The sequence below is a fragment of the Actinomadura sp. J1-007 genome (assembly GCF_009793335.1).
Classification (GTDB): domain Bacteria; phylum Actinomycetota; class Actinomycetes; order Streptosporangiales; family Streptosporangiaceae; genus Spirillospora; species Spirillospora yumaensis.
Genome location: NZ_WING01000002.1, coordinates 227,670 through 243,720, shown reverse-complemented (window position 1 = coordinate 243,720; position 16,051 = coordinate 227,670). Strand labels below are relative to the sequence as shown.

The following is a 16,051-nucleotide window of genomic DNA, read 5'->3' as shown; positions in this document are numbered from 1 at the left end:
AACCTCACGGTCGAGGACACCTCCCCGGCCTCGCCCGCCTGGACCGCGAGCTGCAACGGCGCGAGGCCGACCGCGTCTTCGCGGGCGGCCGTCCCGAGGACTGGCGCGAGTGGTGGGACGCGATCGCCGAGGAGCCGTCCCTCGCCCGGCTGCGCGAGGACCGCGAGGACTCGGCCGCCGCGCACCACGGCTCGGAGTCGATCCTGCTGTCGACGCACGTCAGCGCGCTCCGCGAGGCGGGCTTCACCGAGACCGGCACCCTCTGGCAACGCGGCGACAACCGCCTCCTCGCCGCCCTGCGCCCCTGACTCTCTACCGGGGGGCGCACGCCCCACCTGCGGAACGCCACGCACCGCTCCGCGCGCCCGGCCCGGCGCGTACCGCTTGGTCGGTCAGAGGTAGGGGCCGGGCGGGGTGTCGGGGCCGGGGTGGTGGGGGCGGGGGCGTTCTTGTCGGGGTCGGTCGTGGCGGCGTGCAGGTCGGACGGGCGGAGCGTGCGCACCTCCTCGTCGTCCACGGCGGCGGGCGAGGAGGTGATGCGCTGCGCCTGGACGGCCACGGCGCGGTCGAGCAGGTTGCGCATCTCGCGGGCGTTGCCGAAGTGCGGGCCCCGGCGCGGGCGCCGGGCGGCGGCGCGGACGGCGTCGAGCGCCTCAGGATCGACGCGGTACCCGGCGTCCGCGGCCATCGCCTCGAAGATCGCCACCAGCTCGTCGTCGGCGTAGTCGGGGAAGCGCAGCACCCTCGGGAACCGCGAGGCGAGCCCGGGGTTGGAGCTCAGGAACTCCTCCATCTCCCGGTCGTACCCGGCGACGATCACGACCAGGTCGGAGCGGTGCTCCTCCATCAGCCGCAGCAGCTCGGCGACGGCCTCCCGGCCGAAGTCGCCGCCCGGCGCGTGCGCCCCGGCGAGCGCGTACGCCTCGTCCACGAACAGGACGCCGCCGAGCGCGCGGTCCACGGCGGCGCGGACCTTCGGCGCGGTCTGCCCGACGTACTCGGCGACGAGGTCGGCGCGCGTCACCTCGACCAGGTGGCCGGACGACAGCAGGCCGAGCCGCGCGTAGACCGACGCGAGCAGCCGCGCGATGGTGGTCTTGGCGGTCCCGGGGTTGCCGGTGAAGACCATGTGGCGGGTCGGGCGGGCGACGGGGACCCCCGCGTCGCGGCGGAGGCGTTCGGCGCGGGCCTCGGCGACCAGCAGCCCGACCTCCTCCTTGACTCCCTCCAGCCCGACGAGCCGTTCAATCTCGGCGAGCGGGTCGCCGGAGCCGCCGCCCGCCGCCCGGTCGGCGGGCAGCAGGGTCGCGGGACGTCGGCGACCGTGAGCACGTCCAGGCCCGGGTCCTCGTCGAGCGCGCCGCCGGTCAGGACGCGCCGGCCCTGCCGCGCCACCGTACGGTCGAGCAGCGCGGCCATCAGCCGGGCGTTGCCGTGCCGGACGCCTTCGGGCGCGTCGCGGACCAGCTCCGCGACGCGGTCCAGCACGCCCTCGCCGAGCTCGAACCCGTCGGCGGCGGCGCGGGCGGCGAACACCTCGACCAGCTCGGCCGCGGTGAGGTCGGGGAACCGCACCGTCCGGGGGAACAGCCGCGCCAGGTCGGGGCGGGCCTGCCGCAGCCCGCCGAGCCCGGCGTCCGGCGCGGCGAGCACCACGACGACGTCGCCGGGGTACGCCTCGACGGCGGCGACGAGCGCGTCGGCGGCCTCGGCGTCGCGCGGCGACCCGGCGGGGTCGAGCAGGTGGGCGTTGTCCACGAGCAGCACGCCGCCGAGGGCCCGTTCGACGGCGCGGCGGACGCGGGGGCCGGTCTCGCTCGGGTACGGCCCGGTGAGGTCGGCGCGGTCGATCTGGACCAGGTGGCCCGAGGTCAGCACGCCGAGCTCGGCGTAGAGGCGGCCGAGGATCCCGGCGACGGTGGTCTTGCCGGTGCCGGGGCCGCCCGCGAACACCAGGTGCCGGGACCGGACGTGCGCGGTCATGCCCGCCTCGTGGCGCAGCCCCGCCGCCTTCGCCTCGGTGACGAGCGCGCGGACCTCCCGCTTGACCGGCTCGATGCCCGCGCACGCGGCCAGCTCGGCGAGCGGGTCGGTGACGGGCGCGCCGGGCGTGAGCGGCCGGTGCGGGACGTCCGCCTCGACGACCTCGTCCGCGCCGCGCAGCCGCGCGCGGGCCAGGCAGTGGTCGGCGAGCTGCCGCGTCAGCCGGGCGTTGCGCATGTTGAGCTGCGGCGGGGTCCGGACGAGCAGCGCCGCGGCGGCGCGGGCGACGCGCCGGTCGACCCGCGCGCCGCGCGCGCGGACCGTCCGGGCGAACAGCTCGGCGTGGTCGGCGGCGCCGAAGTCGCGGGTCCGCGCGACGGTCATGGCGCGGGCGAGCGCGGGGTTGGCGGCGAGGATGCGCTCCTCGCCGCCCGTCCGGCACAGCGCGATCACGTGCAGGCCGGGGTGGTCGGCCATGGCGCGCCGCAGCTCCTCGGCGGCGGGCGGCCCGGCGGGCTCGTGGCCGGCGAACGCGTCGAGGTGGCGGACGACGAGCGGCCGGCGTCCCTCCACGCAGTCGCGCACGCGGGCCTGGAGCCACAGCACCGCGTCGCTGACGGGCAGCGACGCGAACGCCTGGTCGGAGACCACCAGCGCCTCGCCCGCCGCGGCGCGGGAGGCGAGGGCCCGTTCGAGCGCGGCGGCGGACGTGCGCCGCCCGGAGCCCTCGGGCCCGCAGATCATCAGCCGGACGGGCCGCCCCTCGTCCTCCGCCGCGGCGACGGCCTCGCGGAGCGCCGCGCGCAGCGACGCGGGCCCGACGATGCCGTCCAGCTCGTCCGGCATCCGCTCGTCGAACGCGCCCTCCCCCGGCTCGCGCTCGTCGCCGGACGGAACGGCCACGAGCCGCGCCCCGAAGCCCTGCGGGGCTCCCGCCCGCTCGCCGCGTGCCGCCGGGGCCGGGGCCGGAGGAGCGAGGCGCCCGGCGAGCGGGTTGGGGACGCCGCGCCGTACGAACAGCCGCCGCACGTCGTGCTGGAAGTGGTGGACGGGCAGGCGGCAGCGCGGGCTGGTCGCGGCGTCCGGGAGGCCCTGCACGGCGCCGGTGATCCGCACCGCCATGTCGAGCCAGGCGCGGCAGGCGTCGGCCTCGCCCGCGACGAGCCCGCGCGCGAGCCATGCGCGCAGCTCCCGCTGCCAGGGCTCGACGGCGAACGCCGCGCGCAGCGCCCGCGTCCGCTCGCGCAGCTCCTCGTAGCGGGCGGTGCCGAGCGCGACGGCCAGCTCGGCGGGGACGGCGCCCGTCTCGGCGGCGAGCAGCAGCCGGGCGAGCGCGGCCGGCTCCGGCTCGCCCTCGCCGAGGACGGCGACGAGCCGTTCGTGCGCGGCGCCGAACCCCGCGCACGCCCAGCCGAGGTAGGCGACGGGCCCGGCGAGCTCGGGCAGGACGGCGAGCGCCGCGTCGGGCGCGTCCGCGGCCCACTCGTCCTCCAGCCGGTCGTACGGGACGGCCATGTCACGCTCGCGCGCCGACGGGTCGTCCGCCCGCCGGTCGAACAGGCCGATGAGGGCGCGGCGGCGTTCCTCCAGCGGTTCGAGGCCCTCGAAGACGTCGAGGCCCGCGCGCGCCAGGTCGAGCATCACCGCGCGGCGCTCGGGTCGTGGCCCGCGGGCTCGGGCAGCCACAGCGCCGGCGGGCGCCACCGCCCGCCCTGCGAGAACCACGCCAGCGGATCGCGGACGGGCGGCTCGGGGACGGCGAGGAAGTCCGACAGCAGCTCGTAGTCGACGTCCCCGCGCGAGCCGCCGCGCAGCGCCGACGCGCCCAGCAGGAACGTCAGCAGGGACCACTGCTCGGCCCCGGCCGCGCTCGTGCCCGTCCCGTAGAAGTCCGAGAGCCGCCGGGTCAGGACGATCGCGCGGGGATCGCGGTTGTAGGCGGTGGCCCGGCGGCGCAGCTCCTCGTACAGCCCGTCGGGGACCCGCCACGGTCCGTAGGCGTACACGTCCAGTACGGGCTCGTCGGTCAGGAGCACCTCCAGGTGCTCGGGCAACCGCGGGACGCCCACCTAGTCAGCCTCCGCCAGCGGGGATCTCCATTGTTCCAGAAGCGCCGCCAGACTCATCGCGGCGGAAGGAACCTTGCGACGCTCGGGAGGGCCCGCGCGACCGCGCGGTGACTCGTCAGGGAGGTGGCGATGCAGCGGCCCTTCGACCACGAGCGGACGGACGGCGAACGCGTGCGGGCCCCCGGCCGCCCGTTCCGGCCCCCGCACGCGACGTCCCCGCAGGCGCGCGAGCCCTGGCTGCGCGTCCTGCGGCCGCAGGAACGCCTCGTCGTCGAGCTCGTCCTGTGGGACCACTCGCAGGAGCAGGTCGCCGAGTTCCTCGACCTGCCCCTCGCGACCGTGCGCGGCATCGTGGAGCGCGCGGACGTCGAACGCCGCCGCCACGAAGCCGACCGCCGGCCCGACGACGACGCCGCCTGACCCCGGCCCCGCGCCCTCTCCCTCCCGTCCCCGCCCCGTCCGCGGCGCGGGGCGGGGGCCGGGTCAGGACCGGGCGGGGGCGCCGTACAGGCGGGTGACGTGCAGGTTGAGGACGACGCGGCGGTCCTCGACCATCGCGCGCCGGTAGTCGTCCCAGTCGGGGTGCTCGCCCTGGATGGCGCGGTACAGGTCGATCAGCGCCTCGACGGCGGCGTCGTCCCGGGCGGCGGCGGGGCCGATCAGCTCGGCGTCGCCCTCGGCGACGGTGTACGCCCAGCCGTCCGGGCTGCTGACGTGCAGGACGGCGCGCGGGTCGCGCCGCAGGTTGCGGGTCTTGGCGCGGTCCTCGGTGATCGAGACCCGCGCGAGCCTGCGCGCCGGGTCGTAGTGGTAGTTGATGTTGGAGAGCTGGGGCAGCCCGTCGCCCTTCACCGTGGCGAGCACGCCGAGGTTCCGGTCAACGAGCAGCTTCTCCAGCGCGGCGTCGTCCGCCATCGTTCCGCCTTCCGGGTCGGCCCGCCGCACCGCGGTTCGGGCGGACGGGTTCGGTCGCCTTGCACAACCGCGCGGCCGCCGGGGGCCTTCCCGCCCGGGGCCGGCCGTGTCCGGGACCGGCCCCGGGCGGGGCGGTCAGGCGCGCTGCGCGACGGCGAAGGCGGGGAGGTCCAGCAGGGCGGCGGAACGGTCGCCGGGCCCGCCGCGTTCCCCGTCGCCGCCGTGCCCGTCGCCGCCGCGCCCGTCCCGCCCGGCGCGGCCGGTCAGGATGTGCCCGCGGAACGTGGTGCCCTTCGCGACGATCTTGATGGCCTCGAACTCCGCCGGGGGCAGGGAGCAGAACCCCGTCTGCACCACGTCCTCGAACAGCGAGTCCGACACCACGTAGGCCACGTCCCGCCGCGCGTCGTCCTTGAGCAGCTTGCGCAGCGGCGCGGCGTCCAGCAGCCGCTGCACCACGATCGGCGCGTCTCCCGCGGGCCCGAACGGCCCGGCGGTCAGCGTGCCGTGGTGCAGCGCGAGCCGTACCCGCAGCGGCTTGCCGCCGCCGCGGTCGGCGTTGATCTCGCGCAGCCGGGCGGCGAGCCCGATCGCGAAGTCCCCGGCCACCGGCGCCGGGTCCACCTCCTCGGGCAGCGTCGCGAGCTCCCCGTCGCCGCCGACCTGCTTCTCCCAGCGGCCGCGGTCGAGCCCGACACCGCGCGCGGCGTGGTCGAGCGCGTCCGACAGGTGCCGCTGCGCGATGAGCTGCTCGCGCGTGTCGCGCTTGCTGTACGCCTGGATGTCGACCGCCAGCAGCAGGCGGTAGACCAGGTGCCCGTTTCCCTTCACTCCCGTTCGCCTCTCGGTCCTCCGAGCAAAGTGGGGCCCGTTGCCCCCATCCGCTCCACAGTGGAGAGAGTGTTGCCTGGTGAAGGACCACCGTGCCGACCCGGGTGCGCCTCCTCCGTCGCTGTGTGACGCGGTCGCTCGCCCCGTTGGACGTGCCGCCGCCCCGGGCCGCACCTGACGGTAAGGCGATAGTGGCGAACCGGTAAGGGCCCGTGTCCGGCGCCCCGCCCCAGCCGCTCTCCATCCGCTCTCGATCAGGGCCCGCTTGGTTGGCCGGGGGGCCGCGTTGAACCGCACCCGCGTTGAACCGCGCCCGCCACCCGCACGTACTGCCTCCCGACCGCCCGGCACCCCGCGTCCGCACCACGGCCCACCGTCCGCACCACGGCCCACCATCCGCACCGCCGAGCACGTCCGCGGCGCGGAACGCAGCCGTTCGGCGCTCTCGTCCGGATCACCGCCCGCCCCCTCCCGCCGGAGAATCCGATGGCCCACAGATCCCCCGCCGTACCGGCCCCGCGCGCGCAGGCGCGACCGTCCGCCGGGCCGTGGAGCTGGTTCCGCGGCCCGCATCCGGCGGGCCCCGTGGACGACCAGGCGATCGTGACGGAGCTGTACCGCGTGTACGGCCGCCCGCTGCTGTCGTTCGTGCTGCGCCTGACCGGCGGCGACCGGCACTGGGCGGAGGACGTGGTGCAGGAGACGATGATCCGCGCCTGGCGCAGCGCCCACCAGCTCGACGCGAACGCCGCGTCGCTGCTGCCGTGGCTCGCCACCGTCGCGCGCCGGATCGTCATCGACGACCAGCGCCGCAAGAACGCGCGGCCGCAGGAGGCGGGCGAGGGCCCGCTGGAGAACCTGCGCGCCCCCGACGGGCTGGAGGACCTCCTGCGCTCGGTCGTCGTCTCCGAAGCGCTCCTCGCGCTGTCCGCCGCGCACCGCGAGATCCTGGACGAGACCTTCTTCCGGGACCGGTCGGTCAACGAGGCCGCCAGGTCCCTCGGCATCCCCGTGGGCACCGTCAAGTCCCGGGTCTACTACGCGCTCCGGGCGCTGCGCGCCGCCCTGGAGGAGAGGGGTGTGACGCCATGAGCGCGGACCTGCTGCACGTCGACGTCGCCGCGTACGCGCTCGGGCTGCTGGAGGTGCCGGACCGCCGCGCGTTCGAGGCGCACCTGCCGTCCTGCCCGCCGTGCCACGAGGAACTGGCGGTGCTGCGCGGGGTGGCCGCGACGCTCGGCGGGATGGCGCCGATCGACGGACCGGCGGACGCGCCGTCCCCCGCGCCCGGCCCGGCCGTCGTGTCCGACCTGCCGCGCCGCCGTGCGCGCGGGGGCGGGGACGCCGCAGGGCGCGGGTCCTCGCCGCGGCGGCCGCCGCGGCCGTTCTGCTGGGCGGCGCGGCGGGCACGGGGTTCGCCCTGGGCGCGGACCGCCGCGAGACCCCGCCGCCGGTGGCGGGCGCGGAGCTGGAGGCGCTCTTCCGGAACGGGCGCAGCGTGGCCGCGTCCGATCCCGGCACGGGCGTCACCGGAACGGTCGCCATGGAGGGCAAGGGCTGGGGAAGCCGCGTCGGCCTGCGCCTGAGCAAGGTACGCGGCCCGCTGGAGTGCGAGCTGGTCGCGATCGACCGCCGGGGCGCGGGCACACGGTCGCGGGCTGGTCCGTACCCGCCAAGGGGTACGGGCAGCCGGGCTCCCCGCGCCGCTGGCCCTCCAGGGCGGCACGGCCGTCGCGCCTGGGGACATCGCGAGGTTCGAGGTGCGCACGCTCGGCGACGACCGGACGCTGCTCACCGTCCCGGCGTGACGGAGGCCGCACGGGCCCGCCACAGCGCGGGCCGGGGGCGGACGCCGGGGCGGGTCCCCGGTGGTCATAGCCTGAGGTGGTGACTGCTACTCGACGTTCCGCGGGGCCTTCGGGCGCGCCCCGCCTGATGCTCCCCGCCCTGCGCGAGGTGTACGAGGCGTACGTCCGCGAGGCGGAGGGGCTGCCCGGCCTGCCCGGCCCGTTGCAGGCGGAGGTGTGGGCATCGGCGCAGGCGGGCGCGCTGGAGGCCGCCGCCCCGCACGCCGAGGGACGGCGCGCCGCGCTGGGCGACCTGGTGACCTGCCTGCGCGCCGCCGGGACGCCGGGCACGCGGGCGTTCCTGCGCGTCCTGGCGGAGATCGGGCCGGAACGGGCGCGGCCCATAGCGGGACGGGCGGCCGACTCCATGCGCGGCCTCCCCGAACCCCCGTGGATCGGCTCCGTCGGCAAGGTCGTCCCAGGGCAGGTCTGGCTGATCCAGGAGGGGCCACTGGACGGCGACCGGCTGGTGTGCGAGTTCCGTTACGAGGACGCCGGGACGGCCGGGATGCACGCCTTGGCCGTACGGCTGTCGTACGGCGACGCGCCCCAGGAGGTCGTCATCGTCGGTGACGTTCCGGCCCTGATGACGGCGGCGCGGCAGGCGATGCAGGCGGAACTGTGCGTCGTCCAGCCCTACGACCCGGCGGCCGTCGGGGAACGACTCCGCGCCGCGCTGAACGCCACGGAATCGTTCCCCGAGGACTGCTATCCGGCACTACCGCTGGCGCGCCACCGAGCCCAGCTGCTCCCCAGCCCCTAGCCCGAGCGAAATCGGGGTCAGCGGCCCCGCCCGCGGTGGTGGCGTACGGCCAGCGGGAAGAAGACCGCCGCGATCAGCAGCGGCCAGACCACCGCCATCAGGACGGCGTGCTGCGCCGCCCAGGAGTCGCCGGCGGCCTCCGGTCGGCCGAACAGGGTCCGGCAGGCGGTGACGGTGGCCGACATCGGGTTCCACTCGGCGACCGCGCCGAGCCAGCCGGGCATCGTGCTGGGCGCGACCATGGCGCTGGACAGGAACCCGACCGGCCACACCAGCACCTGAACGGCCGTCACCGACTCGGGCCCCTTGGCGGCGAGGCCGAGGTAGACGCCCATCCACAGCAGCGCGAACCGCAGGAGGAGCAGCAGCCCGAACGCAGCGAGCGCCCGCCCCGCGCCGTCGTGCCAGCGCCACCCGACCGCCAGCCCGCACGCGATCATCACGGCGAGCGCGGCGACCGAGTGCAGCATGTCCGCCGCGCCGCGCCCGGCGACCACGGCGGACGGGGCCATCGGCATCGCCCGGAACCGGTCGGCCACGCCCCGCGAGGCGTCCGCCGCGATGGCGACGAACGTGTTCTCCACCCCGAACACCATGGTCATCGCGAACATCCCGGGCATGATGAACTCCCGATAGTCGCCCCCGCCCGGCACGTCCATCTGGCCGCCGAACAGGTAGCCCATCATCAGCACGACCATCACCGGGAACAGCAGCCCGGCGACGACCTGGCCCGGCCGGCGCGCCCAGTGCGCGAGCGCCCGGACGGTCAGCGTCCATCCGTCCGCGACGGCCCAGCGCAGCCTTCCCGCCGCCGTGCGCGGCGCCTCCGGTACGGCGATCGTTCCGCTCATGCGCGCACCCTCCCGTCCGTCTGCCGGCCCTCGCCGGACGGGACGTCCTGGCTACCGGGTCGCGTCGCGTCGATGACGCCGGTCCCGTTCGTCCGCCCGTCCGAGTCGGGCAGGGCGGACGGGTCGGACGGGTCGGGCCGCTCGGGCCGCTCGGGTGGGTCGTCGCGGTCGCCGTCGCCGGGGTCGCCGCCGCCGCCCTCGCCGGAGGCGGAGGGGGTCGGGCGGTGAGGCGGAGGAAGACCTCGTCGAGGGTGGGGCGGCGGACGCCGATGTCGGCGACGGCGACGCCCGCCTCGTCCAGGGCCCGTACGGCTCCGGTCAGGGCCGCGGCGCGGCCCGCGACGGGCGCGCCGACGCGCAGCGCGGCCGCGTCGACGTCGGGTTCGGCGCCGGTGAGGCGGGCGACGATCCGCGCCGCCTCGGCGAGCCCGGCCGGGTCGCGCAGGACGAGGTCGAGGCGGTCGCCGCCGACGCCGGACTTCAGCTCGTCCGGGGTGCCGCGCGCGACGACCCGGCCGTGGTCGACGACCGAGACGCCCGCGGCGAGCCGGTCGGCCTCCTCCAGGTACTGCGTGGTGAGCAGGACCGTCGTGCCGTCCGCGACCAGGGCGCGGACGGCGTCCCACACCTCGGCGCGGGACCGCGGGTCCAGGCCGGTCGTCGGCTCGTCCAGGAACAGCACCGGCGGAGAGAGGATCATGCTCGCGGCGAGGTCGAGCCGCCGCCGCATCCCGCCCGAGTACGTCCCGGCGGGACGTCCCGCGGCGTCCGCGAGGCCGAACCGTTCGAGCAGCTCGTCCGCCCGGCGCCGCGCCGCCCGCGCGCCGAGGTGGTAGAGCCGCCCGAACATCACCAGGTTCTGCGCGCCGCTGAGCACCTCGTCCACGGCGGCGTGCTGGCCGACGAGGCCGAACCTGGTCCGCGCCCGCGCCGCGTCCCGCACCACGTCGTGCCCGGCGACCTCGGCGCGCCCGCCGTCCGGGCGGACGAGCGTGGTCAGGATCCGGACGACCGTCGTCTTGCCCGCGCCGTTCGGGCCGAGCAGGCCGTGCACGGTGCCCGCGGGTACGGCGAGGTCGATCCCCTTCAGCGCCTCGGTGCCGCCGTACCGCTTGCGCAGCCCCTCCGCGGTGATCGCGTGCCGTCGTGCGCCCATCCGTCCTCCAAATTCTGTACGTCGTACGGAGTAACCGTCGGGCACTATAACGTACGCCGTACAGAGTTTCATTCCCGGGACGGTACGGTGGGCCGGTGACCACGGAGTACAGCGGGAGCGGCGACCCGAGGCGCAGCCTGGAGCTGCTGTGGGGCGTCCGGGAGCGGCCGCGGCGCGGGCCGAAGCCGCGGCTGGCCGTCGAGGACGTCGTCCGCACGGCGATCGCCGTCGCCGACGCCGAGGGGCTGGACGCGCTGTCGATGCGCCGCATCGCCGAGGAACTCGGCGTGGCCCCGATGTCGATCTACACGTACGTGCCGGGCAAGGCCGAGCTGATCGACGTGATGCTGGACCGCGTCGCCGGGGAGCTCACCCCGCCCGACGACGTCCGGGGCGGCTGGCGGCCCCGGCTGGAGCACATCGCCCGCGAGAACTGGCGGCTCCTGCACGCCCACCCCTGGATGCTCCAGGTCGCCGTCGCCCGTCCGCCGATGGGCCCCAACCTGCTCGACAAGTACGAGTACGAGCTGCGCGCCGTGGACGGCCTCGGCCTCACCGACGTGGAGATGGACTCGGTGATCGCCCTGGTCAACGGGTTCGCGGAGAGCTCGGCGCGCGTCTCGGTCGACGCCGCCCAGGCCGAGCGCCGCACGGGCGTCACCGACGCGCAGTGGTGGGAGGCGACGGGCCCGCTGCTGGAGAAGCTCGTCGACATCGCCCGGTACCCCGTGGGCTCCCGCGTCGGCACGGCCGCCGGGCAGCAGTACGGCGGCGCCGTGGGGCCCGAGCACGCCTTCGAGTTCGGCCTCCAGCGCGTGCTGGACGGCATCGAGGCCCTCATCGCGTCCCGCTGACCCCTCCCCCGGTCAGGGGCGGCGGGGGTTGAGGCGGCGGGTGGCCGGCGATCGCGCGGGGTCCTCGGGCCAGGGGTGGCGGGGGTAGCGGCCGCGCAGGTCGGCGCGTACGGCGCGGTAGCCCTCGCGCCAGAACGAGGCGAGGTCGGCGGTGACGGCGGCGGGACGCCCGGCCGGAGACAGCAGGTGCACCACGAGCGGCACGCGCCCGCCCGCGAGGCGCGGTGCGGCGTCCCAGCCGAAGAGTTCCTGGAGCTTGACGGCGAGGACGGGGCGGTCGCCGGAGTAGTCGACGCGGACCTTCGATCCGGACGGCACCTCGACCCGTTCGGGCGCCATCTCGTCCAGTCTCGCCGCGCACTCCCAGGGGAGCAGGCCGCGGAGGGCGGCGGCCACGTCCACGCGGCGCAGGTCGGCGCGGCGCCGCGCGCCCGCCGCGTCCAGCCAAGCGGGCACGTGGTCGAGGAGCGCGCCGTCGTCCACGGCGGGCCAGGGGTCGCCGAGCGCGTCGCGGCAGAACGCGAGCCGTTCGCGGAGGGCGGTGGCGGCCCGGGTCCAGGTGAGCAGGCCGAGCCCTTCGGCGCGCAGCCCGTCGCGGAGCGCGGCGCGGACGAGCGACGGGTCGGCCGCGGGCAGCGGGCGCTCGTTCAGCTCGATGGCCCCGAGCGTCTCGACCTGCCGGGCGGCGACGTCCCCGTTGCGCCAGGCGACCTCCTCGGTGCGCGCGAGGAGGGGCGCGGCGGCGAGCCGCGCGACGTCCTCGCCGATGACGACGGCCTGGCGGATCCGCGCCGACGCGGCCCCGGCGGGACGGTCGGCGGAGGCGACGGCGAGCCATTCGGGACGCGCGGCGGCGAGCGCGGAACCGTCCGCGAGCACCGCCCCCGTCCCGGACGCCATCAGGTACCCGCTGCCCGCGCGGGCGCGCGCGACGCGTTCGGGGAAGGCGAGCGCGACCACGGTGCCCGCCCGCGCGTCGTCGGACGCCCCTGCGCCGGGCTCGGCGGCGGGTTTCGAGGAGTGGGCCACGGCGGACAGGGCGCTCTCCAGACGGCGGGCCTCGTCGCGCCAGCGGGCGGCGTGGGCGTCGGCGGGCGGGCCGTTCCGCCGCAGCGAACGCCACGCGGCGGTCAGGTCGTCGCCCGCGGCGCGCGGCGGCGGCTCGGAGAGCAGCGCGACGACCTGCGCGGCCGTACGGGCGCCGACCTCGGCGGAGCCGTCGAGCAGGGCGCGCGCCAGGCGGGGGTGGACGCCGACGCGCGCGAGGCGCCGGCCGCGCCCGGTCACCCTGCCGCCCGGCGACAGCGCGCCGAGCGCCAGCAGCGTGGACCGCGCGGCGTCCATCGCGGCGGCGGGCGGCTTGTCGGGCAGCGCGAGCCTCGCCGCGTCCGGGTCGCCCCAGCAGGCCGCCTGGAGGGCGAAGCCGGTGAGGTCGGCGAGCTCGATCTCGGGGCGCGGACGGGGCGGCAGCCGCTGGTGCTCGGCCTCGCTCCAGCAGCGGTAGACGACGCCGGGCGCCTCGCGTCCGGCCCGTCCGGCGCGCTGCTCGGCCGCCGCCCGGGAGGCCCGCACGGTGGTCAGCGCGCCGAGCCCGCGCGCGTGGTCGGTGCGCGGTTCGCGGGCGAGCCCGGAGTCGACGACGATCCGCACGCCGGGAACGGTCAGGCTCGACTCGGCGACCGACGTCGCGAGCACGACGCGGCGCCGCTCCCCCGGGGCGAGCACCGCGTCCTGGACGGCGGCGGGCGCCCGCCCGTGCACCTGGAGGACGTCCGCCGGGACGCCGCCGAGCATCCCCGCCACCCGGGCGATCTCGCCGACGCCGGGCAGGAAGCACAGCACGTCGTTCGGCCCCGGCCCCGCGTGCTCCGCGAGCGCGCGGCGGACGGTCGCGGCGACGTGCGCGAGCAGCGCCGGGTCCACGCGCGTCCCGTGCGGCGGCGCGACGGGCCGTTCGGGCGGCGCCCAGACGGCCTGGACCGGATGCAGCGCCGCGTCCGTCTCCACGACCGGCGCGGGACGCGCGTCCGGCCCGCCGAGCAGCCGCGCCCACGGCCCGGTGTCGGCGGTGGCGGACGCGGCCACCAGCCGCAGGCCGGGCCGCAGGGTCTCGCGGACGTCCAGCAGGAACGCGAGGGCGGTGTCGGCGTCGAGGTGCCGCTCGTGGCACTCGTCCAGGATCACGGTGCCGACGTCGGCGAGCTCGGGATCGTTCTGGAGGCGCTGGAGGACGACGCCGGTCGTGACCACCTCGACCCGCGAGCCGGGCCGGTGCTCCCCGCGCACCGTGAGGCCGACCCGCGCTCCGACGCGTTCGCCGAGCAGCCAGGCCATCCGGCGTGCGGCGGCGCGGGCGGCGAGCCTGCGCGGCTCCAGCACGAGCACCTTCCCGCCGTCCCCCGACCCGTCCGGGCCCCGGTCCGCGCGGCCGTTCACCGGCCCGTCCGGGTCCGCGGCCGTGTGGCCGCGCGGCGGGAGGAGGCCCGCCAGGGCGAGCGGGACGAGGGTGGTCTTGCCGGTGCCGGGCGGGGCGGCGAGCACCGCCGCGCCGCGTTCCGCCAGGGCGGCGTGGAGGGCGGGCAGGGCGTGCCGTACGGGCAGCGCGGCGGCGGTGGAGCGCATCGCTCCAGTCTGGCGCGCCGCCCGTCCCGTCCGGCACCCGGGCGGTCTCCGGTGGCCGCGCCCCGGCGCCGGGACGCCATTGCGGGGCGCGGCCGTCCGGCCGGGAAAATGCGGGCCCGAAAGGGACGGAGATGCTTGCGGTGATACTTGCACCGCGCTTTTCATAATGGCCGCGAGAACCTTCTCTAGCTGCGAACAAGGACCCGCCGCAAGCGCTGCGCCACACCCCACGTTAAGCGATGCCACCTCGACTTCCGCTTGCTTTGCGGCCTGTGTTCCGTCACCGGGGGTGCGTCGCGGCAATAAGTCAGGTATTCACTTGAACGTGACGTCGCCGCAGGTGCAGGAGGTCAGTTGATGATCGGCAGCTCCATCTACCTCAGGGACCGGGTGGCGTTCACCGGCGGTACGCCGCAGGCCGTATACGAGGAACTGTGGCAGCGCGGACGCAAGGGCCGATTGCGCATGCGGGCCATTCTCACGCTGGCGACGCTCGTGTTGTGCGGAGCACTGGTCAACCCCGTTTTCGGCGTCGTCATGGCCGTTCTGGTCGCGGCCGCCGACACCTACTTCCATTGGCGCGGCTATAACGCCGCCAGCGTGTGGCGGCGCGGCCTGCGCGGCGAGGAGCGGATGAACCGGCTGCTGCGCTGGACCCTGGAGCGGCGCGGCCACCGCGTCCTGCACGCCCGCACGGTGCCCGGCCACGGCCCGGCGGACGAGTTGCTGGTGGGGCCGGGCGGCGTCTACCTGATCCACAACGAGGCGTGGCATCCGGAGGCGGAGATCTCCCACCACGGCGGCAAGCTGTTCATCGACGGCCGTACCCAGTCCAAGCTGGTCGCCGGGCTCACCGGCGCGGCGGGCACCGCGGGGCGGCTGATCTCCGACCAGGGCGGCGTCCTGGTGAAGGTGATCCCCGTGCTGGCGGTCCACGGCGGCAAACTCCCGAGGAGGACGCCGTTCCGCGCGGACGGCATCACGTTCGCGCCGCCGTTCAAGCTGGTGCGGTGGATCCGCCGCAACCCCTCGGCCGTCCTGTCGCCCGAGGAGGTCGAGACGGTCGCGCGCGCCGCCGTGCACGCGCTGCCCATCGGCGGCCGGACGATGACGTCCGCATGACGGGCGCCGCAGCATGGGACCGCGTGTCGGCGCGGGTCCCGTGGCGAGGGGACCCCTTCTGGCCGGGGGGCCGCTCGTGCTGGGAGGGCTCAGCCGGCGCGGGCGCCGCCCTCCTCAGTGCCGCCGCCCGTACGGGCCCCGCCGCTCGTACGGGCGGTGCGCCGGAGCCAGAACAGGCCCACGACCGGCAGCACCAGCGGCACGAACCCATAGCCCCGCCCGTACCCGGACCAGACGGTCGCGTCCGGGAACGCGGCGGGGTCGGCCAGGCTCAGCGTCCCGACGACCAGCACGCCCGCCAGTTCCACCGAGCACGCGGCGACGGCGACGCGCCACGACGCCCGGCCGCCCAGCGCGAGCGCCACGGTGGCCAGCACGTAGACGACCGCGGCGAACGCCGACAGCGAGTAGGCGACGGGCGCGTCCGAGAACCGGGTGGCGATCTGCACCCCCGCCCGCGCCCCGGCCGCCAGCGCGAAGACCGCGTAGACGGCGACCAGCAGCCGTCCCGGCCCGCTGCCGGTCCCTCGACCCGCCGGGCCGGCCCCGCCCGCCGTCCGGGGCCGCCCGGCTTCCCCTGAACCTCCGCTGGGGCGGACGCCGCCGGGGTCTCCGGTCTCGCGATCACCGGAGCCCCCGGCGGCACTCTCCTGCGAACCACCCGCAGCGGCCGGCGCGGCCGGGGTGGTCGGATCGCCGGGGCCGGTGGGGGCGGCCGGGTCGGTCGAAGCGGCCGGGTCGGTCGGGTCGGTGGATTCAGGCAACGGTTCCCTGCCAGGTCTGATTCATGTCGAGCCGCTACGTTCGGTACCAGGCCACCAGCGACGGCAGCGACGGCAGGTGAACAGGCCAGGACCGGGGGCGTTCAGAGCGCATCGGGCTCGGGCGTCCCGGAGAGACCTGCCGATCGCGTCACGTCCGCGCGCGGCCGCTGACGGCACCTGTGACGCTACACCCGCGCCATGAGCGCGCTTCCGGGCCCCGACCCAGCCGGGAAGGCCCGCCGCCGACGCGGCGCCGTCACGCCCGCCGCCGCTG

14 protein-coding genes and 1 pseudogene are annotated in these 16,051 nt (G+C 77.0%); 6 read left to right on the top strand and 9 right to left on the bottom strand.

Annotation, left to right across the window (positions count from 1 at the left end):
- Positions 1-4 precede the first annotated feature (4 nt).
- From GEV43_RS51945 to GEV43_RS35110, 3 genes are read right to left on the bottom strand one after another with little or no spacing between them, the layout of a single operon-like run.
- Positions 5-1,129, bottom strand: a complete 1,125-nt coding sequence (locus tag GEV43_RS51945; protein WP_241684150.1) for an AAA family ATPase — start codon at positions 1,127-1,129, stop codon at positions 5-7.
- Positions 1,021-3,624: an AAA family ATPase gene (locus tag GEV43_RS35115; protein ID WP_241684280.1), complete on the bottom strand. Its 2,604-nt coding sequence runs from the start codon at positions 3,622-3,624 to the stop codon at positions 1,021-1,023. Before GEV43_RS35115 ends, GEV43_RS51945 begins: the two co-directional genes overlap by 109 nt.
- Positions 3,624-4,052, bottom strand: coding sequence for a hypothetical protein (locus GEV43_RS35110; RefSeq protein WP_160825096.1), 429 nt, complete (start codon positions 4,050-4,052; stop codon positions 3,624-3,626). Before GEV43_RS35110 ends, GEV43_RS35115 begins: the two co-directional genes overlap by 1 nt.
- Positions 4,053-4,181: 129 nt before the next feature.
- On the opposite strand from GEV43_RS35110, the gene GEV43_RS35105 reads away from it, so the two are divergent.
- A complete protein-coding gene (locus GEV43_RS35105) occupies positions 4,182-4,472 on the top strand; it encodes a sigma factor-like helix-turn-helix DNA-binding protein (protein ID WP_160825095.1) in 291 nt (96 codons plus the stop codon).
- 63 nt (positions 4,473-4,535) lie between these two features.
- Here the strand turns inward: GEV43_RS35105 and GEV43_RS35100 are convergent, their stop codons facing one another.
- Both GEV43_RS35100 and GEV43_RS35095 read right to left on the bottom strand, forming a co-directional pair.
- A complete protein-coding gene (locus GEV43_RS35100) occupies positions 4,536-4,967 on the bottom strand; it encodes a PPOX class F420-dependent oxidoreductase (protein WP_160825094.1) in 432 nt (143 codons plus the stop codon).
- Positions 4,968-5,102: 135 nt separating this feature from the next.
- A complete protein-coding gene (locus GEV43_RS35095; RefSeq protein ID WP_175250969.1) occupies positions 5,103-5,798 on the bottom strand; it encodes a hypothetical protein in 696 nt (231 codons plus the stop codon).
- A gap of 603 nt (positions 5,799-6,401) precedes the next feature.
- Here GEV43_RS35095 and GEV43_RS35090 point away from each other — a divergent pair.
- The 3 genes from GEV43_RS35090 (at position 6,402) to GEV43_RS35080 (ending at position 8,408) form a co-directional block, all read left to right on the top strand.
- Positions 6,402-6,890 (top strand): sigma-70 family RNA polymerase sigma factor, encoded by a 489-nt coding sequence (locus tag GEV43_RS35090; protein WP_309240230.1) that lies wholly within the window; start codon positions 6,402-6,404, stop codon positions 6,888-6,890.
- Positions 6,887-7,384, top strand: coding sequence for an anti-sigma factor (locus tag GEV43_RS35085; RefSeq protein ID WP_160825092.1), 498 nt, complete (start codon positions 6,887-6,889; stop codon positions 7,382-7,384). The genes GEV43_RS35090 and GEV43_RS35085 overlap by 4 nt, the downstream gene beginning before the upstream one ends.
- 301 nt (positions 7,385-7,685) lie before the next feature.
- The gene (locus GEV43_RS35080) at positions 7,686-8,408 is read left to right on the top strand and encodes a hypothetical protein (protein ID WP_309240099.1); all 723 of its coding nucleotides are present in this window, start codon (positions 7,686-7,688) and stop codon (positions 8,406-8,408) included.
- 17 nt (positions 8,409-8,425) lie between these two features.
- On the opposite strand, the gene GEV43_RS35075 is transcribed toward GEV43_RS35080, so the two are convergent.
- Both GEV43_RS35075 and GEV43_RS35070 read right to left on the bottom strand, forming a co-directional pair.
- Positions 8,426-9,259 carry an ABC transporter permease gene (locus GEV43_RS35075; protein WP_160825091.1) on the bottom strand — a complete coding sequence of 278 codons (834 nt, stop codon included), beginning with the start codon at positions 9,257-9,259 and terminating at the stop codon, positions 8,426-8,428.
- Positions 9,260-9,482: 223 nt separating this feature from the next.
- Positions 9,483-10,415: pseudogene (locus GEV43_RS35070) on the bottom strand (ATP-binding cassette domain-containing protein); the annotation flags it as partial.
- Positions 10,416-10,510: 95 nt separating this feature from the next.
- Between GEV43_RS35070 and GEV43_RS35065 the strand changes: the two are divergent.
- Positions 10,511-11,269: a TetR/AcrR family transcriptional regulator gene (locus tag GEV43_RS35065; RefSeq protein WP_160825090.1), complete on the top strand. Its 759-nt coding sequence runs from the start codon at positions 10,511-10,513 to the stop codon at positions 11,267-11,269.
- Between the two features lie 12 nt (positions 11,270-11,281).
- On the opposite strand, the gene hrpB is transcribed toward GEV43_RS35065, so the two are convergent.
- Positions 11,282-13,891, bottom strand: coding sequence for an ATP-dependent helicase HrpB (hrpB, locus tag GEV43_RS35060; protein ID WP_160825089.1), 2,610 nt, complete (start codon positions 13,889-13,891; stop codon positions 11,282-11,284).
- A gap of 357 nt (positions 13,892-14,248) precedes the next feature.
- On the opposite strand from hrpB, the gene GEV43_RS35055 reads away from it, so the two are divergent.
- Positions 14,249-15,013: a nuclease-related domain-containing protein gene (locus GEV43_RS35055; RefSeq protein ID WP_241684149.1), complete on the top strand. Its 765-nt coding sequence runs from the start codon at positions 14,249-14,251 to the stop codon at positions 15,011-15,013.
- Positions 15,014-15,102: 89 nt separating this feature from the next.
- Here GEV43_RS35055 and GEV43_RS35050 read toward each other — a convergent pair whose 3' ends face one another.
- Positions 15,103-15,516, bottom strand: a complete 414-nt coding sequence (locus GEV43_RS35050) for a hypothetical protein (protein ID WP_160826008.1) — start codon at positions 15,514-15,516, stop codon at positions 15,103-15,105.
- Positions 15,517-16,051 lie beyond the last annotated feature (535 nt).